15 protein-coding genes and 1 pseudogene are annotated in these 20,312 nt (G+C 66.8%); 9 read left to right on the forward strand and 7 right to left on the reverse strand.

Annotated elements, in window-relative coordinates; genetic code table 11:
* Positions 1-11: 11 nt before the first annotated feature.
* The gene (locus tag NF681_21505; GenBank protein UST56183.1) at positions 12-1,238 is read right to left on the reverse strand and encodes a CoA transferase; all 1,227 of its coding nucleotides are present in this window, start codon (positions 1,236-1,238) and stop codon (positions 12-14) included.
* A 284-nt stretch (positions 1,239-1,522) separates the two neighbouring features.
* On the opposite strand from NF681_21505, the gene NF681_21510 reads away from it, so the two are divergent.
* The gene (locus tag NF681_21510; protein UST56184.1) at positions 1,523-2,167 is read left to right on the forward strand and encodes a hypothetical protein; all 645 of its coding nucleotides are present in this window, start codon (positions 1,523-1,525) and stop codon (positions 2,165-2,167) included.
* Between the two features lie 19 nt (positions 2,168-2,186).
* On the opposite strand, the gene NF681_21515 is transcribed toward NF681_21510, so the two are convergent.
* The 6 genes and pseudogenes from NF681_21515 to NF681_21540 form a co-directional block, all read right to left on the reverse strand.
* Positions 2,187-2,981 (reverse strand): EAL domain-containing protein, encoded by a 795-nt coding sequence (locus tag NF681_21515; protein UST56392.1) that lies wholly within the window; start codon positions 2,979-2,981, stop codon positions 2,187-2,189.
* Positions 2,982-3,273: 292 nt separating this feature from the next.
* Positions 3,274-4,464, reverse strand: a pseudogene (locus NF681_21520) (diguanylate cyclase).
* Positions 4,465-5,183: 719 nt separating this feature from the next.
* Positions 5,184-5,600, reverse strand: a complete 417-nt coding sequence (locus tag NF681_21525) for a hypothetical protein (GenBank protein UST56185.1) — start codon at positions 5,598-5,600, stop codon at positions 5,184-5,186.
* 32 nt (positions 5,601-5,632) lie between these two features.
* Positions 5,633-6,991, reverse strand: a complete 1,359-nt coding sequence (locus NF681_21530) for a hypothetical protein (protein ID UST56186.1) — start codon at positions 6,989-6,991, stop codon at positions 5,633-5,635.
* Positions 6,992-7,835: 844 nt separating this feature from the next.
* Entirely contained in the window at positions 7,836-8,897 is a 1,062-nt protein-coding gene (locus NF681_21535) for a ParB/RepB/Spo0J family partition protein (GenBank protein UST56187.1), read from the reverse strand.
* Entirely contained in the window at positions 8,897-10,114 is a 1,218-nt protein-coding gene (locus NF681_21540) for an AAA family ATPase (protein ID UST56188.1), read from the reverse strand. The genes NF681_21535 and NF681_21540 overlap by 1 nt, the downstream gene beginning before the upstream one ends.
* A gap of 597 nt (positions 10,115-10,711) precedes the next feature.
* Between NF681_21540 and NF681_21545 the strand changes: the two genes are divergently transcribed.
* The 8 genes from NF681_21545 (at position 10,712) to NF681_21580 (ending at position 19,369) form a co-directional block, all read left to right on the forward strand.
* A complete protein-coding gene (locus tag NF681_21545) occupies positions 10,712-12,106 on the forward strand; it encodes a replication initiation protein (GenBank protein UST56189.1) in 1,395 nt (464 codons plus the stop codon).
* A 691-nt stretch (positions 12,107-12,797) separates the two neighbouring features.
* Positions 12,798-13,274 (forward strand): hemerythrin domain-containing protein, encoded by a 477-nt coding sequence (locus tag NF681_21550; protein ID UST56190.1) that lies wholly within the window; start codon positions 12,798-12,800, stop codon positions 13,272-13,274.
* Positions 13,275-13,310: 36 nt separating this feature from the next.
* On the forward strand, positions 13,311-14,630 hold the full coding sequence (locus NF681_21555; protein UST56191.1) for a Rieske 2Fe-2S domain-containing protein: 1,320 nt from the start codon (positions 13,311-13,313) through the stop codon (positions 14,628-14,630).
* A 4-nt stretch (positions 14,631-14,634) separates the two neighbouring features.
* The gene (locus NF681_21560) at positions 14,635-15,624 is read left to right on the forward strand and encodes an ABC transporter substrate-binding protein (GenBank protein ID UST56192.1); all 990 of its coding nucleotides are present in this window, start codon (positions 14,635-14,637) and stop codon (positions 15,622-15,624) included.
* Between the two features lie 35 nt (positions 15,625-15,659).
* A complete protein-coding gene (locus tag NF681_21565; protein ID UST56193.1) occupies positions 15,660-16,637 on the forward strand; it encodes a tripartite tricarboxylate transporter substrate-binding protein in 978 nt (325 codons plus the stop codon).
* Positions 16,638-16,647: 10 nt separating this feature from the next.
* Positions 16,648-17,619 (forward strand): PDR/VanB family oxidoreductase, encoded by a 972-nt coding sequence (locus NF681_21570; protein UST56194.1) that lies wholly within the window; start codon positions 16,648-16,650, stop codon positions 17,617-17,619.
* A 68-nt stretch (positions 17,620-17,687) separates the two neighbouring features.
* A complete protein-coding gene (locus tag NF681_21575; protein UST56393.1) occupies positions 17,688-18,815 on the forward strand; it encodes a Gfo/Idh/MocA family oxidoreductase in 1,128 nt (375 codons plus the stop codon).
* Positions 18,816-18,853: 38 nt separating this feature from the next.
* Positions 18,854-19,369, forward strand: coding sequence for a MarR family transcriptional regulator (locus tag NF681_21580; protein UST56195.1), 516 nt, complete (start codon positions 18,854-18,856; stop codon positions 19,367-19,369).
* The last annotated feature ends 943 nt before the right edge of the window (positions 19,370-20,312 follow it).

Consider the following 20,312-nt stretch of genomic DNA (forward strand, 5'->3'; position numbering starts at 1 on the left):
GTGGTCCGGCATCAGGCCGGCGGCAGCGTCAGCACGCCCTGGGCCCGCAGCGCCTCCAGTTGCGCGTCGCTCATCGACAGCAGTTGCTGCAGCACCTCGCGCGTGCCCTCGCCGAGCGTCGGCGGCGCGTTGCGGATCGGCAGACGCTGGCCGTCGAGCCGGTAGGGCGGCGCGAACACCGGCGTGGTGCCCACCACCGGATGGGGCATGTCCTGGACCAGTCGGCCGCGCCGCGTGCGCTCGGAGGTCAGGGCCTCGTGCAGGCCCGCCACGCGGCCGCACGGGATGCCGGCGGCCGTCAGGCGCTGGAGCAGCAGGTCGCGCGGGAAGGTGCGGATCAGCGCCGCCAGCATCGGGCCGAGCGCGACGCGGTTGGCGGCGCGCTGGACGTTGGTGGCGAAGCGCGGGTCCTCCACGATGTCGGGCCGCTCGACGACCTGGCGGCAGAACTTGTCGAACTGCGCGTTGTTGCCCACGGCGATGATGAGCGGACCGTCCGCCGCCTCGTACATCCCGTAGGGCACGATGGACGGGTGGGCGTTGCCGTAGCGCTCGGGATCGCGGCCGAGCTCGAGCGCGTCGAGCCCGTAGTAGCCGGTGATCATCACGCCGCAGTCGTAGAGCGCCATCTCGATGAGCCGGCCCTGCCCGGTCTTCTCGCGCCGATAGAGCGCGGCCAGCACGGCCTGCGCGGCGTACATGCCGGTCATCAGGTCCACCACCGCGACGCCGAACTTCAGCGGCGGCGTGCCGGCCACGCCGTTGAGCGCCATCAGACCCGCCTCGCCCTGGATCACCAGGTCGTAGCCGGGGCGCTTCGCCTCGGGGCCGCTGGCGTCGTAGCCGGCCACGGCGCAGTAGATGAGGCCGGGCCTGAGCGCCTTGAGCTGCTCGTAGCCCAGGCCCAGCTTCTCGGCGCCGCCGGTCTTGAAGTTGTGGATCACCACGTCGCACAGCGGCAGCAGCCCGCGCACGATCTCCAGCCCCTCGGGGCTCTGCAGGTCGATGGTCACGGACCGCTTGTTGCGGTTCATGCTGTTGTAGTAGGTGGTCTCGGTCTTGCCGATGCGCAGGCCCCAGTCGCGCGTGTCGTCGCCGCGGCCCGGGTGCTCCACCTTGATCACCTCGGCGCCGAAGTCGGCCAGCACCTGGCCGCACAGCGGCCCCGCGAACACGCGCGAGAGGTCCAGCACGCGCACGCCTTCCAGCGGCAGGTCCATGTCGTTCGAGGCTGTCATCGGTCTTGTCTCCTTGCAATGGGTTTGGGATGGCACGGCCGTGGCCGGGTTGCCACCGTAGTGTGCCGCCGAGGGCGGCGCGCGCCAGTCGCCTTCGTCCAGGCACGGCCCGCGGGCGCCGCGCGCGACGGCCGACGCCGGCGCGTGTTCGTCCGGGCCGTCGGGTCAATTCCTGACACGTCCAGGGCGTGAAAATCCATGGACGTGCCTGCCGGACCGCCCAAGATGAGTGCCTTCGCCGGTTCGCCCAGAACCCTTTTCCCCTCCATTTTTCCGGACCCGCCATGGAAAACAACAAGCCCATCGCCAATTTCCCAGCCGCTTCGAACAACACCGCCAACGCCTTCAACGACGCGTCGAAGGACCAGAAGACGCCCGCCACCGCGTCGTCGGCCGAGATCCGCAAGGACGTCGAACGTGCCACAGGCAAGGTCGCGGACACCACCAGGGACGCCAAGGATCAGGCGGTCGACAAGGCCAGGGACGTGAAGGACCAGGTCGTCGACAAGGCGAAGGACGTCAAGGACCAGGCCGTCGACGCGAAGGACCAGATCGCGGACAAGGCCGAGGAGGTCAAGGACCAGGCAGCCGACAAGGTCGAGGAAGTCAAGGGTGAGATCGTCGACGGCGTACAGGACGTCAAGGAAAAGGCCGCCCAGGTCGCCGGCGATGCCAAGGAGACCGTGTCCCGCGTGGCCGACAAGGTCCAGCGCTCGGGCGCGAAGGCCGTCGAGGCCACCCGCACCTATGCCAGCCACGCCGTGGACGCCACGGGACAGAAGGTGCGCGAGGCGCAAGACCGCTTCGAAGCCGCCCGGCAGACCGCCAGCGACTACATCCACGAAGACCCGGTGCGCGCGGTCGCCTACACGGCGCTCGGCACGGCCGTGCTGACCGCCGCGGCGATCGTCCTGCTGCGCCGCCGCTGAAGGCGGGGCTGGCGTCGCGTCACGCGGCCACGGCCCGCTCGTCCGACCGGCACGCCAGCAGGAAAGCGTCCGGCGGCATCGGCCGGCCATGCAGCCAGCCCTGCTGCGAGGGGCAGCCGTGCTGGGTGAGGAACAGCGCCTGCTCGGGCGTCTCGACGCCCTCGGCCACCACGTGCAGGCCCAGGTGCGAACCCATCGACAGGATCGAGCACACGATGCCGGCGCTCGCCACGTCGTTGGGCAGTCCGACGATGAAGCTGCGATCGATCTTGATCTCGTGCAACGGCAGCTGGCGCAGGTAGCCCAGGCTGGAGAAGCCGGTGCCGAAGTCGTCGATCGAGAACCGCACGCCCAGCGCGACCAGTTCACGCAGGCGCTCGGTGACCTGGGCGACGTCGGTGATCAGGAGCCCCTCGGTGATTTCCAGGATCAGGCCGTCGGCGGGTGCATGGTTCACGTGCAGCGCTTCGCGCACCTGCGCGACGAAATCCGGGTGGTTGAACTGAACCGGGCTGATGTTGATGGCGAGCGTCTGGTGGCCGTGCCCACGGCGCAGTTCGACCAGGATGCGGCACCCCGCGTGCAGCACCCACAGGCCCAGCTCCACGATGGCGCCGCACGACTCGGCCAGCGGGATGAACTGGTCGGGCGGCACCAGTCCACGCTCGGGGTGACGCCAGCGCAGCAGCGCCTCGCCCCCGCCCACCGTCCCCCACCGGTCGACCTGCGGCTGCACGTGCAGGAACAATTGGGGCGAGCCGATGGCCGCGCGCAGGTCCTCCTCCAGCGCGAGCCGTTCGTGGAAGCCGGCCATCATGGCGTGCTCGAAGACGATCAGGCCGCCACGCCCGGCGGTCTTCGAGCGGCGCAGTGCGAGCTGCGCCTCGCGCAGCACGACCAGGCCGTCGACGGTGTGCGCGTCGATCAGGCTGGCGCCCGCGCTGGCGTGGATGGCGAGCGTGCAGGTGCTCATGCGGAACGGCTCGTGCAGGCTGTCGAGCAGCTTGCGCGCCACGACCTCGGTCGTGCGCCGCGCCGCCACCGCCTTCCGAGGCGACGAGCGCGACGAACTCGTCGCTGCCCGTGCGCGCGATCAGGTCGCCGCGGCGCAGCACGCCCTGGAAGCGGCGGGCCACCTCGCACAGCACCTCGTCGCCGATGTGGGCACCGTGCGCCACGTTGAGCAGCTTGAAGCGGTCGATGTCCAGGCAGACCACGGCCATGGGCGCTTCCCCCGCGATCACGCGCGCCTGCGCGGCCGCGAGCCGGTCGACCAGCGCGCGGCGGTCGCACAGGCCGGTGAGCGCGTCGCGATGCCCGGCGGCGAAATCGGACGCCACCGGCATCGCCGGCATGTCGGCGCGCGCGGCGTGCGAGGTCGCCGGGCCGGTGTCGGCGATCACGAAGCCGCCCTTGCCCGACTGCTTGACCGCGTACATGGCGGCGTCGGCGGCATGGATCAGCGTCTTGGAATTGGCGGCGTGCAGCGGGTAGCTGGCCACGCCGACGCTCGCGCCGACGCGCGCGCGCTCGCCGTTGGGCAGCACGAAGGCGGCGCCGAAACGCTCGATGAGCTGCCGGGCGAGTTCGCCGATGCTCGGGTCGGTGGCCTCGACGCCGACGATCATCACCACCAGTTCGTCGCCCCCCAGGCGCCCGACGATGTCGCACGGCCGATGGAACAGCGTGCGCAGGCGCTGCGCCGCCTCCACCAGCACCGCGTCGCCCGCCGCGTGGCCCCAGCGGTCGTTGACGCCCTTGAAGCCGTCGAGGTCGATGAACATGAGCGTGACCGCGCCCTCGTCGCGGCGCGCGGTGTAGAGGTGCTGGCCGAGCGACGATTCGATGTACGCGCGGCTCTTGAGTCCGGTCAGCGCGTCGTGCTCGGCGCGGTGCTGCGCGGCGTGCTCCTGCACCTTGCGCTGCGTGATGTCGTAGAGCACCCCCTCGATGCGCTGCAGTCCCGAGGCCGCGTCCGCCAGGACCGACACCATGCAGTGCGCCCACAGCGTGCTGCCGTCGTCGCGCACCAGTTCCAGGTCCCCCGCCTCGGGCTGCGCCGAGGACCGGGCCTGTTCGACGAGCCGCCACAGGCGCGTGGGCAGCACGAACACGCTCGCGGCGAAATCCGGCAGGGAGGCGGCGTCGACGTCCTCGGCCTGTCGCCCCAGCAGTCGGCTGAGCGCGGGGTTGGCCTGCAGCAGTTCGCCGGCCGCCGAGAGGATGAAGATGCCGGCGCTGGTGGAGTCGAAGATGCCGCGATAGCGCGCTTCCAGGGCGGCGATCTCGCCGCGCATGGCGCGCTCGCGCTCCAGCGCCTGCTGCTGGAGGTCGAGCAGCCGGTTGGCCGCGGCGGTCACGACGCCGACCTCGTCGTTCGCGTGGCGCGGCGCGGTGGTCAGGCGCTCGGACGAACCCGGCCGCAGGCGTTCCAGGGCTTCGGCCAGCCGGTGCATCGGACGCGACAGCAGCCGGCTCGCCAGGGCGTTGAAGACCATCAGCACGCCCGCGAGCATCACGATCAGCGCCGCGACCAGGATGGCGGCCTGACGGCGCGCCTCGGCCGCGAGCCGGGTCGTGTCCAGCCAGACGCACAACCGCCCCACCTCCTCGGCGGGATTGAAAGGCGAGGACAACGTGGACTCGAAGGACGGCGCGCGCGCCGCGGCGGCGCCACGGTCGGCGCTGGCGGTCGCGCCGTCGGCCGTGGCCATCACGCCGCCCTGGGCGTCCAGCACCCGGACCCGCGAGACCGAGGGGTGATGGGCCACCCCGCCGATCAGTTCGCCCAGCAGCACGTCGTCGCGCGCGTAGGCGCCGACGGCCACGGTCTGCTGGACGGCCGCGACGATGGCGCGCGCGGACGTCTCCCCGGCTTCCATGTAGTGCGCGCGGGCGCTGACGTAGACCACGGTCGCGACCAGCGCCGCCAGCACGGCGGCGATGCCGAAGACGACGGTCCTGAAACGGGCGTGGAGGCTGCGGCTGGGCATCGTGGAGCGGCGGTTCGTGGCGTTCAGGGCAGCCGAAGGACGACCCGCACCGAGCTGTCCTGCGGCTCGCGCGTGAGGTAGCCGATGGCCGTGGGATCGGCGCGCAGGCGCTGGAGCATGGCCGGATCGTCCTCGACGGTGCGCGGGGGCTGCACCTGGCCCGTGAAGTGGAGCCGGGCCCAGTAGCTGTTGATCCGGGCGATGTCCATGCCGGTCAGCGCCAGATAGAAGTCCGCGCGCGCCGCGCCGTCGCGCTGCTGGTCGAGCGGGGTGGCGACCTCGCCCCCGGGCAGGGTCCGGGTGCGTCCGGTGTAGAGCGCGAGCACGTCCTTCTGGGCCAGCGCACGCACGGGGCTCTGCGCCGACACCACCACGTAGAGCGGCTCGACCGCCCGGGCCGGGGCGAACGGGCCCGCGAGCATCAGCAGCAGGAGTGCCATCGAAGGCCGGCGACGGCGTGAAGGCGTGCGCATCATTGTCCCCACACGAAGTCGACCAGCACGGACACCAGGGTGCCCCGGCCGCTGCGCCCGTCGGCGAAACGCCATCCGGCCGCGCCGTCGGTGCGCACGTCGAAGCGATCGACCTGCAGCTTCAGTGCGGCGGTGGGCGTGAAGTCCCAGCGCAGGCCGACGCCCAGCGTGGTCTGGTCGTAGCGGTAGTTGTGGCCGGCCGCGGCGGCGAGGCCGATCAGCCCCTGGGCTTCCTGGGCGCCCTCGGCGCCGATCAGCGGCGTCAGTGAACCGGCCGCGTCGGGCGCGGCGAAGGGGGCCTGGTCGGGCCTGACGCGGCTCGCGATGCCGTAGTAGGTGAGCGAGCCCTGGCGATAGCCCGCGCTGACGTAGGCACGCTTCGCGTTCAGCGGGCTGCGCGCGATCCGCAGCTGACTGCCCTCGGCGATGAAGGTCCACGGTCCCGTGTCGTACTGCGCCGCCAGGGCCATGTAGCTCGAAGGCCCGCCGCTCCACAGGTTCTGGCTCAGGGTGTCGAGCGCGCCGGCGAGTCCCGGCACCGGCAGCTGGCCCAGCTGGCCGAGGCCCTCGCGCAACTGCGAGGGGCCGTCGCCGACGTCGACCCGGAACCGGCTGCGCAGGTAGCTGGCCTTGAGCAGCAGACCGCCCTCCTCCCGCGACAGCCCCAGCGCCAGGGCGTCGCGGCCCTTGACCGGCAACCGTCGGCCTTCGACATCGGTCACGCCGGTGCGCACCGAACCGGCCGTGAGCCGGGCGCGCCAGGACGTGTCGTCGCCCGACCATCGCTGTTCCAGGTCGGCGCCGTCGATCGACACCAGCGGCGCGAAGCCGTAGAAGTCCACCGGAGGACGCGCCCACGGCAGCGCGAAGCCGACGTTGCGGCTGTCCGCGAACAGGAAGATGTCGGGGCTGGTGCGGCCGACGCGCAGCCGCGTGTCGGGCAGGACGCGGTAGCCGACGTAGGCCCAGTCGATGTTCTCGGCCCGGGGGGTACCGGACGGCTTGGACAGGACGACGCCCTGGACCCCGGCCTCCCACTGCGTGCCCGGGTTCCAGTTCAGCTGGACGCCCAGCCGGCTGTCGGGCGTCGCGCTGAGCCGCGACCCCGCGCCGAGCTGGGTGCTGTTGCGCACGAAGCCCCAGTCGTTGCCTCCGGACTGACCGACCACGCCCAGCGTGCCGAAGCCACTGAGCTTCCAGGGCGAGTCGAACATCGGCTCCGTCGGTGCCGGGGTCTGCGTCTGCGTCTGCGTTTGCGCCTGGGTCGATGTCGCCAGCACGAGCACCAGCGCGGCCGCCCACGGCCGCCGTCGTCGCGGCGCGTGCGGGAGTGTGGGGAAGGCCCTGGGAGAGTGCATGTCGGTTCGGAGGCTGCGCATTCGCTGTGTCCTCAGTGATCGACACGCGGTGGGAGAAATTGAGAGAAAACCCGCACATCGAGAAGAAATATTTCGGACGTGGGCTGCGGCGGCGAGATTCGTCGCTTCCAGTGTTTCGATGCCGGCGCCGATGCGGGTGCCGGTGCGAGTGCGAGTGCGAGTGCGAATGCCGTGAAAGGAAGCGGCAGGGGTGCGCAGCTCTCACGTGGCAGCCCGCGTGAGTTCGCCGGCTGCCGACGATGCTTTGGGTCCACTCTTCGCCGCGCCAAAGTGTTTGTGTTCACTAACTTCATTTATCGAGTATTCGTTGCCTTTGGTCCTGAAGTACCAATCGAAGAGTGGCTCACCGACTGACGTGTGTGCCCGCATGGCGATGAATTCGGCTCGATCGCTGACACGCCGGCGTCTGAAGACAAGCGCTGACCCCTTGACAGGACATGCGCCAGAAACTCCGGCGGTGGCCAACCGGCGCGCTCTTGGTGTCCGATCGATGCCCAGGGGTGCCGGTCACTGGCTGCGCCAGGTCGATGAGGCGCGATCCTGAGGAGGGGAGTCACGAACAATCCGGCGAGTTCGCGCGGCGTGAGTCGATCCAAATCACCGGTGTGGGTTCCACGTCTCAAAAGCCGGCATGGTCCATTTCTCGATTGAGATCCATACGTCGTCAGACGGGCCAGATGGCCTTCGCAACGACGCAGGACATCATTCGACACGTGACAGTCGCTGGGATGAGCGAGCAAACTCGGCCGTCACGCCCTCGCAAAGAAAAAAAAGGGGGGGGTAGGACCGTCCTACCCCCCCGACCGCCAACGCGAACGCGCTCCTATTTGAGGAACGATTCGATCAACGCCGCAAGTTTCTGTCTGCGGCTCTCGTCGAGCTTCTGATTGATCTTCACGTTCACCTGGCCGATGGCGGACGTGGAGATCGTCGCGACGACGGTGCCGTCGCGTTCGATGTCGATCCTGTTGGGCGGCGCGTAGGCCGCCGGCGTGCCCTGCACCGCGCCCGTCAGGACGGCCAGGACTTCCTTGGCATTCATGCCCTTGCCGTTGATCGACTTGGCCCGACGCAGCAGGCCTTCCGGATCGCTCTGCTGGACATCGTTCAGGGGTTTCGCCCAACGGAATTGCAGGTCGAGCGGAGAATGGAATGCATCGATCACCGCTTGTGGAAGGCGCGCCAGGGAGATCGCCTTGCCGACGTCCGCGACGTCCCGCCCGATGGCCGACGCGAGCTGGCGATTGGAAGCGTACAGCCCATGGTCGAGTGCGCGCGTGTACATCACGCCCTGTTCCCAGGCGGAGAGATCGGCGCGGTTACGGTTCTCCCGCTCCATCTGCACGAACAACTCCTGCTCGCTGGCCGATTCGATCAGCGCGAGGACCGGCAGGCCGAGTTCGAGGCAAGCGCGATGGCGCCGGTGACCAAAGACGATTTCGTACGACGGCCCCCCGGGGGGGTAGGACGGTCCTACCCCCCCGGGGGCGCCCTCCGGGATCGGCCGCACCTTGATCGGCTGCACGTTACCCCCGGCACGTCCGATCTCGTCCTTCAGGGCGGCGAAGTCCGCGGATTCGAAAGACGAACTGTGCCGGTTGGCCCACCGCGACGGCACAACCTTGGTCGCATCGAGCAGCCGGGTGGGCTCGGCACCCTCGAAACGGGCCGCCTGCGTGCGCAGCAGCTCGTTCTCCTTCATCGCCTCCGACTGGTTGGCCATGAAACCCATCAGCGTACCGGGCGCCGTCTTGGGCTTGACCGCCAGGCTGCCTCTCTCGGGCGCCGCCGGCGCGACCGGCCGGGATGCGGCGTCGCCGGAGACTTCGACCTTGGGCGGCGGGATCATCACCCGCCCCGCCTTCGCCAACAGATTGCGCGCCATCACTTGACTCCTTTCTTTGCAGTCGCTCGCACCGACTCGTCGAGCTGCCGGTCCCATACCGTCCGGATCGAGCCCTCGACCAGCGAGACGAACTGGTCGTAGGCGTCTCTGGCACGCTTGAACGTCCGTGCGTTCCCGTCGTAGCGCGACACGTCGTACACCGTCCCGAACTCGGCGCTGGCCGTGGCCGTCACCGCCGTCTTGGGGATCTCGATCGGCAGCACCTTTTCCGCGTACGTCGACCCGATCCACTGGCGCACCACGCCGCTCGCCGCGTCCGAGGAATCGACCCGCGACAACAGGACGTTGATGAAATCGAACTCTTTGGTCAATCCCCGCTCGGTCAACAGCGAATTCGTCAATTCCGAGAACATGCTCCAGAACTGCGCGGCCGACGCGAAGTCCAGCGCACTGGGCGGAAGGGGCATCACGATCCCGTTCGACGCCATGAACGCATTGATCGTCACGTAGGAAAGGGAAGGTGGCGTGTCGATCACGATCACGTCGTAGTCGGAACGGACGTCGTCGATTCCCAGATCGAGCACACGCCAGAATTCGAAGCCCGGCTCCTGGGACTGGCGAGCGGGGAGGGCGAACTCGGCACCGAACAAGAGCGGCGCCGCCGCGACCAGATCGATGCCGTCCCAGTACGTCGACCGGATCGCGTAACGGATGGACGTCTCGGACCCCATCGCCAGCGGAAGGATGGTCTCCTCTTCATTGACCTCGGTGTCCGGAAGGATGCCGAACAACGTCGTCAAGGACCCCTGCGGATCGGTGTCGATCACCAGCACCCGATGTCCGAGCAGCGACAGTCCCTGGGCCAGGGTGACCGCCGTGGTGGTCTTCGACACCCCCCCCTTGAAATTGCCGATGCTGATCGTCACCGCTTCCGCACCCACTGGCCGGAGAAACTCCTTGCGGTACTCCTTGACCCACGACCGTGACTCCTGCAGCGTGAATTCCCGCCGGCTGCCGGAACTGTTCAGTTGCCCAGCCGGCAGGTCGCCCTTGGCGATCCGGTGACTGACGGAACCCTTCTCGGCCGAGCACATCGCTGCAAGCTGGCTGAGGTTGAAGACCGGCGGTGACTTGCGTGCCGACGGCGCCAGCATGGCCACCCTGATCTCTCCCATCATCGCGATCGCCCGCTCGGCCTGATCGGCGATGTTCGCGAGCGTGATCCGACGCGGACGAGTCAAATTCAATTTGTTCAACACAATGCTCCTGATGAAACGGATGCCGGACCTTTTACGGAAAGCGGCGGTTCACCGTACATTGTGTCAACTAAGGTCCCTGCAGAGAAGGTTGGAACTCGTTTTAGAGAGATGCTCAGGTCTTCTTTTGCACATATCAGACACCCTGAGGATTTATAAAGTATCAACCCTTTAGTTCCTTTAATACATTTAGAGAAAAAAAAGTTCATACGGATCAATGGGTTAACTCATATTTTGCAGGTGGATACAGGAGCATCCGGCGACTTTTCAGGAGCGTCCGTATGCATCTACAGGAACACGCATGCAGGGCGGCAGGACCTGACGTGAGGGTCTTCGTGAGTCCGGTCGAGTGGTGGGCAAGTGCTGCAGGTTTTCATCTGCTTCCCCCGGAATCGGGTCCCATCAGGCATCGGAGAGAGCCTGTGACGCGGCAACGCAATGCCACAGCGAGCGCAGAGGTGAGGGTTTTCAGGAGTCACTTCCTCGCTCATGGCTTCGCACACGTGAGGGTTTTCAGGAGTTGAAAGTCGTTTTCCTCGACGTGTCTTGATGTGAGTCGCGGTTTCTCCTGAAGCGACGCTGCGGTAGAGTGCCCCAATGGATCTCCCGACCGAAGCCCCGCCCCTTCCTCGGCCCCGCAGACGGGCTGCTTTGTCCGGCGATGCGCAGATCGCCCTGTTCCAGCAACCTCTGCTCAAGCCGGTCAACACGCTCGGTTGGACGCCCAAGGAAAAGAAGATCACCATTCTTGCGCGCAAGAGCTGGAACGTCCTCCTGCATCTGGCCCAGAACCAGGGACTGGACAAGGAAGTCTTCACCGCCACGCTGTCGCGGGTCGTCAAGAGCATCGACTACGGCTCCAACGACCTGGAACTGATCAAGAAGCACCTGCGCGGCATGGTCTCCACGACGGTCGAGTGGCAGTCGCCCACGTCAGGGGAGGGCGGATACTGGACCGTTTGCGGCCTGCTCTCGCATGCGAAGCTCACGAAGGTGCGCGGTGAGATCTGGGTCGAATGGTCCTACGCCGTGAACATGCGTCAGGAGCTGCTGGAGCCGCGCGTTTTCGCGCGTCTGCAATTGCCGATCCTCTCGCAGTTGCGCACGCACGCGGGCTTGGCCCTCTACGAGATCTGCACACGTTACAAGGACATCGGGCGCACGGCCCGCCAATCCTGGCATTGGTGGCGGCCGGTGCTCACGGGACGGCCGGACAACGAGAAGACGGCCCGCATGGAATACCGCGTCTTCAAGCGCGACTGCCTGCGCCTCGCCATCGCCGAGATCTCCGCGGTCACCGACATCGAGATCGAACTGGTCGAGTACAAGGCCGGTCGCTTCATCTCGGACCTGCAGTTCCTCGTCAAGCCGAAGTCGCAGCAGGACCTTCCCCTGATCGCATCGACCCGACCCGTGGACATCGCCGTGATCGAACGCGCCGGGCGCCAGGGCATCGACAGCGATCGCGCGGAATCGCTGCTGGAAGAGTTCGGCGAAGCGTCACTGGCGGCGGGCCTGGACGCGCTCGAACGACGCGTCGCCTCGGGGTTTCCGGAGCCCTTGCGTGATCCCTACCGCTACCTGAAGTCGCTCATGCCGGGAGAAGCCAAACGCGTCCAGACCGAGCAGGTCGCGCAAGCGGCCAGGATCGACCCCGCAAGCCCGGTCGTCCGCGCCGCACAGGCGATGCGCCACGCGAAGTGGGCCGAGCAATGGCTGAGGGAGCGGCGCACGCAGGTGATCGAGGAGATCCAGCAACTCTCCCAGGACGCGCAGAACGACCTGGAGCGCGCGTTGCTGCAGGACATGGAACAGCGCAATGTCCATCCATCGATCCGCAAGCGCCTGCAGTCGAGCGGCTGGGAACACCAAATCGTCGTGCAGGACATGGTCCGCTACTACGCGCAAGCCACCCATGGTCCGGCATGGGACCAACCCACCGATCGCGACCTGCTGGACATCGCTTCGCGGGCCGGCGGTGTCTCAGGGTGAATCGAAAGTGTCATTCGACAACACGAGACACATCGTTAACGCTGAAAATCCAAAATGGTTGATTATGTGATTTATCAACATGGAAGTTGGCTTAAGACACGTCAGATGGTGTACGCATTCAAAGCGCGATCGGCGTCGGGCCCCCACTCGAAGTCATGAAGGTTCTCACCACAATCAAGGCTTTCAACTCGCCTCTCGCTGTAAGTTGGCCTGAGGGCGTCCAAGCAAGTCCCGCAACGGGGCGATGGCGTGAGCGCGGCTTCGTGGTCGACTCCAACGCATAACGGCTTCAGGTGCTGCCTGAAGCGCTGCCATGTTGGCCATGCGGCCGCATTCTGTTTGAAGTTCGGTCGAGGGCCCTGGCAGCCTTGGACTCTTTCGATCGCATTCGTCAGGCGCGCCAGCGTCACTGGGCAGGGCGCACTGAAGTGACGTAGAACGTCCCGCACCGATTTTTTCCACGGCCAGGGTCGTCTTGACGCGTGAGGGTTTCAGGCTCGATGCCACAGCAACGGACAGCCAAAGGCAATGTGCTGTCCCATCAACCCGGCGGAGCGGTGAGAGCAACCGACCCCTGGGGAAACACCGATTCCAAAGTATTGCGACGTGCACACGTTCCAATTAATATACTTAGCAAGCTAACTAAATGGCCGGATTCAAACAGACTCCGTCAACCCTCATGAACGCCACGATGCCCGAACTGCTCGCTTGGTCCGACTCGATGTCGCTCGGACACCCGCGCTTGGACGACGAGCACCAGCGCCTTGCCGCACTGATCGCTCAACTTCAAAAAGCGCTCGACGACGACCTCCACGCTGCGCTAAAGGCGGTGCTTGAAGAGGCCGCGGCGCATTTCGCGGTCGAGAACGACCTCATGACGGCAACCGGCTTTCCACCCCGCGAATGCCACATTAAGGAGCACGAGGCCGTGCTCGGCACGCTGCGCGGCGTCGCCGAGCGTCTGGCGCGGGGCGAACACGCGGTCGCGAGGCGACTGTCGGCGGAACTTGCAGCATGGTTCCCGGCGCATGTGCAGCACCTCGATTCGGCGCTGTCCCATTGGCTGTGCAAGTTGCAGCACGGCGCCAAACCTGTCGTTCTCCGTCTCAGCGGCGACAGGGGCCGTGCAAGTCCGGGCCGTCGCGACGTCGTGACGGCCAGCGCCTGATTTCGATTCGACAACAACACACCACGAGAAAACTCCATGATGACTTCGGAAGAAAACGATCTGCTCTGCCGCGTTGAAGGCACGGCGCCGATGGGCCAACTGATGCGGCGCCACTGGACGCCCGTCTGCCTGCTGGAGGAGGTGAGCGAGCCCGACGGCGCGCCCGTGAAGGCGCGCGTCTTCGGCGAGGACCTGGTGGTGTTTCGCGACACCGACGGCCGGGTCGGCGTGATGGACGAGTACTGCCCGCACCGCCGTGCCTCGCTGGTCTACGGGCGCAACGAGGAAGGGGGCCTGCGCTGCCTCTATCACGGCTGGAAGATGGACGTCGATGGCAACGTGCTTGAGATGGCTTCGGAGCCGTCTGCCAGCGGCATGGCCGAGAAGGTCAAGCACACGGCCTACCCGACGAGCGAGTGGGGTGGCCTGGTCTGGGCCTACATGGGTCCAAAGGACGACGTACCGGCGTTTAGGCCGCCGGCCTGGGCACCCACGGCCGAGACGCGCGTGAGCATCGCCAAGGTGCTGCTGCCGTGCAACTGGGCGCAGATTCTGGAGGGCGCCATCGATTCGGCGCACAGCTCCAGCCTGCATTCGTCGGACATGGTGCCCGCCCGCGTGGACGGCGCCCAGGCGACCGCCAACACCTGGCTGCGCCCCTCCACCGACAAGGCGCCGCGCATGCAGGTGCAGCGCACCGGCTACGGCTTCCGCTACGCCGCGCTGCGCCGGCCGCTGACCAACGCCGCCGTGAACGACTACGTGCGCTCGACCGTCTTCGTGGCGCCGGCCACCGCATTGATTCCGCCCAACAACCTCTACAACGTGGCCAACATCAACGTGCCGATGGACGACACAAACACCGCGTTCTATTTCATCGCCTGGGGCCATCCCGCGCAGACGCCGGAGACCGAGACCTGGCGGCGCTTCCTGCGGCAGACCGTGGGCGTCGATCTGGACGCCCGGTATCGCCCGCTGCGCACGATGGACAACATGTTCTGGCAGGACCGCAACGCCATGAAGGCCGGCAACTTCACCGGCATCACCGGTTTCCCCAATCAGGACGTAGCGATGTGGCTGACCATGGGTCCAATCGCCGACCGGACGCACGACCGCCTGGGTGCCAGCGACCTGGCGATCGTGGAGTTCCGCAAGCAGATGCTCGAGGCCGTGCAGGCCTTCGCACAGGGTGCGCCGGCCATCGGCACGGGCGCCGAGGCTGCCACGCCGGCGGTCTGCGCGTTCCAGGCGATCGTGCCCAAGACCACGGACTGGCGGGTCCACGAGACCCGCTTCATCTGGCACGAAGGCGTGGGTCACCCCGAATTCGAAGACTCCTATTCCGTGAAGGCCTGATCCCATGAGCAAACTCCAGCTCTCCGTCGCCATGGGCAACTACGACCGCACGCGGGCGCTGTTCGACGGCCTGGTGCAGATCGACGGCGTCGATCCGGTCTACATGCTGCTCAATCCGGAAGAGATGTTCTTCCGCGCCATGCGCAGCGTCGATTTCGACGTCACCGAACTCTCGTTCTCCAGCTACCTGGTCAAGCATTCGCGCGGCGAGTGCCCCTACATCGCGCTGCCGGTGTTCCTGTCGCGGGCCTTTCGCCACACGTCGATCTACGTGCGCAAGGACCGCATCGACCAGCCGGCCGACCTGAAGGGAAAGCGCATCGGCCTGCCCGAATACCAGCTCACCGCCAACGTCTGGGCGCGCGCGATCCTGGAAGACGACTTCGGCGTGCGTCCCTCGGACGTGACCTGGGTGCGCGGCGGCATCGAGACGCCCGGCCGGCCTGAGAAGGTCAAGCTGCAGCTGCCCGGTGATGTCCGCATCGAACAGGCACCGGCGGACACGACGATCTCGGAGCTGCTCGACCGGGGCGACATCGACGGCTTCATGGCCCCCCGGCCCCCCAGCCGGGCCGCGCTGGCCAACCCGAACATCGGGTGGCTGTTCGACGATCCGACTGCCGTCGCCAAGGACTATTTCCGCCGCACGGGCGTGTTCCCGATCATGCACGTCGCCGCCATCCGCAAGGAGCTGGCCGAACGGCATCCGTGGCTGCCAGGTGCCCTCGTCAAGGCCTTCACGCAGTCGAAGGCGGCGGCGCTGCAGCTGCTGTCGGACACCTCTGCGACCAAGGTGACGCTGCCCTTCGTCGAGGAGCAGCTGCAGGCCGCGCGCGAGACCATGGGCGAGGACTTCTGGTCCTACGGCGTCGCTCCGGCACGCCGGACGCTTGAGGCCTTCGTGCGCACGCACCACGCCCAGGGCCTGTCGTCGCGCGAGGTCCCCGTCGAGGAGCTGTTCCATCCCGCGACCTACGAGTCCTACAGCATCTGACGCTGCCATCCAGAAAACAACGGAGACACATTCCTATGAAACAAACAATGCTGGGCTGGCTGGCCGCCTCGGCCGCCATGGCCTGCCTGATCCTCACCGCGCCGGCGCGGGCCGACACGTTCCCATCGCGTCCGGTGAAGCTGGTCGTGCCCTACTCGCCGGGCGGCCTGCCCGATACCGTGGCGCGGATCCTGTCGCGCCCGCTCGGCGAGGCGCTGGGCCAGTCGGTGTTCGTCGAGAACAAGCCGGGCGCCGGCGGCGCCGGTGCCGCTTCCACGCTGACTCAGTCGCCGGCGGATGGCTACACATTGCTGGTCACCGATGGCCCGATGCTGTCGATCACGCCGCTGCTGATCAAGAAGATGAGCTACGACGCCACCGCCGATTTCATGCCGGTCTCGCTGGTCGGCAAGGCGCCGCTGTTCCTGGCCGTCAATCCGAGCGTCAAGGCCGACACCCTCGACGAGCTCATCGCGCTGGCCAAGGCCAAGCCCGGCGCGCTGAACTACGGGTCCTCGGGCACCGGCAGCATCCACCACCTGACCACCGAGGCCATGAATTCGAGGCTCGGGATCGTCATGACGCACGTGCCGTTCCGGGGCAGCGCCAATTCGGTGCCGGCCATGATCGGCGGGCAGGTCGACATGGTGTTCGCCTCGCCGCCCTCGCTCATGGGCTTCGTCAAGGCCGGCCAGGCCAAACTGCTGGCCACCAACGGCGCGGCCCGTTCGCCCTTGGCGCCGCAGATGCCTGCGCTGGTCGAGAAGATCCCGGGCTTCGACTTCGCTTTCAATGTCGCTGTGCTCGCCAAGACGGGCACGCCGGCCGGGGCCATCGCGCGCGTGAGCAGCGAGATCGCCCGGATCGTGAAGCGGCCCGACGTGATCGAGCAGCTGCGTCTGGCGGGTGTCGACCCGGTCGGCGGCTCGCCTGAGCAGCTCGCGCAGGCGTTGAAGAGCGAGACCGCGCGCGTCACCGATGCCGCCGGCCGCGCCAACCTGAAGGCCGAGTGAGAGCGTGGTCATGACCGACATCCAGACCCATGCCGACACCAAGATGCCGCTGCGCGTCGCCCGCGCCTACGACGTCGCCGAAGGCATCCGCAGCTTCGAGCTGGTGCAGCCCGACGGCAGCGAACTGCCGCCGTTCACGCCCGGCTCGCACGTGAAGGTGCAGACGCCCAGCGGCGCGATGCGCAAGTATTCGCTGTCCAACGATCCGGCCGAGCGCGATCGCTACGTCATCACCGTCAAGCGCGACGCCGCTGGACAGGGCGGTTCGGTCAGCATGCACGACGACGTGAAGGAGGGCGACACCCTGCCGACCTCCGTGCCCGACAACGCCTTCCCCCTGGTCGAGAAGGCGAAGGGCTACCTGTTCATCGCCGGCGGCATCGGCATCACGCCGATCCTGTCGATGATCCGTTCGTTCGGCGAGTTGCCGCCGGCGCCGTGGAAGCTTTTCTACCTGACCCGGTCGCCGGCCAGTACTGCGTTCCTGGACGATCTGAGCCAGCCGGAGCTGAAGAAGCAGGTGCGCATCCATCACGACCAGGGCGACCCGGCGCGCACCTTCGATCTGTGGCCAGCGCTCGAGAAGCCGAACACGGCGCACGTCTACTGCTGCGGCCCGAGACCGCTGATGGAGGCCGTGCGTGACATGACCGGTCACTGGTCGCCGGCCAACGTGCATTTCGAGAGTTTCAACGAGGGCGGCGGCGTGCGTCCGGAGGACCAGCCGTTCAAGGTCAAGCTGGCGCGCAGCGGCGGCGAATACAACGTGCCGGTGGGCCAGTCGATCCTCTCGGTGCTGCGCGAGCACGGGTGCGACGCGGCGTCGTCTTGCGAGAGCGGCACCTGCGGCACCTGCCGCACGGGATTGCTCGGCGGCGAGGCCGATCACCGCGACATGGTGCTGATGCCCGAGGAGATGGAGCACCAGATCATGATCTGCGTCTCGCGCGCCAGATCGCCTGAACTGGTGCTCGATCTGTGACCGCGCCCACGACCGAGCATCGGCAGATCCGCCTGGGTGTCGCCGGTCTGGGCCGGGCCTTCACGCTGATGCTGCCGACGCTGCTGAGAGACAGCCGGGTGCGGCTGGTGGCCGCCTGCGATCCGCGCGAAGAGGCCCGCGCCCGCTTCGCGCGCGATTTCGATGCGCCGGTCTACACCGGCATAGAAGGCCTCGCCAGCGATCCCGAGGTCGAGGCGATCTACATCGCCAGTCCGCACCAGTTCCACGCGGCGCAGACCCGGATCGCCTCGCGTCACGGCAAGCACGTCCTGGTCGAGAAGCCGATGGCGCTGTCGCTGGCCGAGTGCGACGCCATGATCGAGGACTGCCGCGCGGCCGGCGTGCGGCTGATCGTCGGCCATTGCCACAGCTTCGATTCCCCGTACCTGCAGGCACGCGACATCATCGCCAGCGGTGAAGTCGGGCGGGTGCGCATGATCCAGGCATTGAACTACACCGACTTCCTCTATCGGCCGCGACGACCCGAGGAGCTGCGGACCGAGGAGGGCGGCGGCGTGGTCTTCAGCCAGGCGGCGCACCAGGTCGACGTGGTGCGGCTGCTCGCCGGATCGGCGGTCACGCGGGTGCGCGCCGTCACGGGCGACTGGGACCCGACGCGCTCGACGCAGGGGGCCTATTCGGCCCTGATGTGGTTCGACGACGGCGCCTTCGCCAGCCTGAGCTACAGCGGCTACGGGCATTTCGATTCCGACGAATGGTGCGGATGGATCGGCGAGATGGGGGCGGCCAAGTCGCCCGACGCCCATGGCGCGGCGCGTCGGCGACTGGCGGCGGTGAATTCCGCGCAGGACGAAGCGCGCCTCAAGGCCGCCGGCACCTACGGCGGCGCGGATTACGTGCCGCAGCCGCCGGATGCCGGCGGGCGCTGGCACCAGCACTTCGGGCCCGTGGTGGTGTCGTGCGAGCGGGGCGACGTGCGACCGATGCCCGACGGCACCTGGGTCTATGGCGATCGCAAGAAGGCGAAGCGGCCACTGACTGCGCCTCCCGTTGCGCGCTTCGAGGTGATCGACGAGTTGTTCGAAGCCATCGTGCTGGGCCGGGCACCGCTGCACGACGGCGCGTGGGCCCGCTCGACTCTCGCCGTCTGCCTGGCGCTGCTGGCCTCGGCGGGCGCGGACCAAGACGTGGAGCTTGCGCCACGAGTCAGCTGACACAATAGGGACGATCCTCCACTCCCTCTCCTGCGCCCTTGTCCAAATCAGCCGAGAAGCACGAAGCCGAAGTCGCCGCACGAGTCCTCCGCCGCTGGCACGACGCCGTTCCCAACGACCGGATGGCGCATCTGGTGAAGGACGCCACGCGCGGGTTCATGCGTTCACTCCAGTCGCGCCTGGCCGAGCATCAGGTGCTGCCGGGCCATTGGACCTTCTTGCGCATCCTGTGGGAACGCGACGGCATCACCAAACGCGAACTGAGCGTCGAGGCCGGCGTCATGGAGCCCACCACCGTTATCGCCTTGCGGGCCATGGAATCGCTCGGGTACGTCAGTCTGGAACAACGCCCCGAGAACCGCAAAAACATCTACGTCCAACTGACACCTTACGGACGCAGGCTGCAGGACGAACTGGTGCCGCTGGCGCAGGAAGTCAATACATTGGCACTCGAAGGCATCAGCGATCGTGAGATCGCTACAGTACGCCGCGCACTTCTCATCATGATTGATAACCTCGCGCGCGATCAGACTAATTCGGACTTCACTAGATGAATCGGATGGTCGACATCCGTTATCGAATGAAATTAGCGCTGGTCAAATGGCTCCTCTGACACTCTTTTAAATGGTTGCGGCTGGCGCCACTCAAGCGCCCTCGATGCCGTGCCGGCGCGTCGCTAACCCGGGTCAAAGCCTCCAAGCTTTGACTGTTGGTTCAATTGCTTACGACGAATTTCAATTGGGTAATTAACGCAGCTTCGCAACCGAGCCAGATCTTCCGTCAGCGTTCTTCCGTTCTAGTCCTGGCATTTGAAATGTCATCAAGCTAGAAGTGGTGCAGTACGGCGGCGCTATTCCGCCGGCCTGTCCCGAATTAGTTCGTTCGACGATGTTCCCGCCGGGACCGGCTGTCGATCGCGATGTAACCAGCACGTCCTTTGCGATGCCGAAAGTAGCACGCATCGCCGCGCAGCTGTAGCGCTTGCTGCCAGTTACGCCGGCCTTGTTGTACCGCGCCCTTCTGGTTCAGTCGGCGCAATGGCCGGCGTGGGCGGAAGGCATCTTTTCGGAACTGCGCTTTCCCGATCCGCAGCAGACTCAAGCGCAGCGGCAACAGCTGACCGAGGCCTGCGGCGCAGACGCAGCCAAAACGATAGCGGCACAGAGGAAAGGTAAGGCGGTTGCCTATGGGGCGGCGAAGCTGGCGGGACGCGCTGGCTGAAGGCACCGCGGCGCCGCGAGGCGAAGGCACAGGAGCGGTGAAAACAGGCCGGCTCTTCGATCGGGAAACGCCAGTTTCTCAGACAACATGCCTGCACAACAACACGACAGAGAGACGATGGCGATTGCAAAAAGCCTTTGTGCAAGATGCTCACTTAATCAGGGTAATCTTAGGGCATGGCGTAAAACTGAAGCTTAGTTGATGCTGTGATCTATGAACAGTAAGGGGCGTGTTATGTTCAAGCTCGCACAGTGGTGTCATTGCGTCGTTGGGCAA

The organism is Comamonadaceae bacterium OTU4NAUVB1, assembly GCA_024372625.1.
Lineage (GTDB): Bacteria > Pseudomonadota > Gammaproteobacteria > Burkholderiales > Burkholderiaceae_C > Variovorax.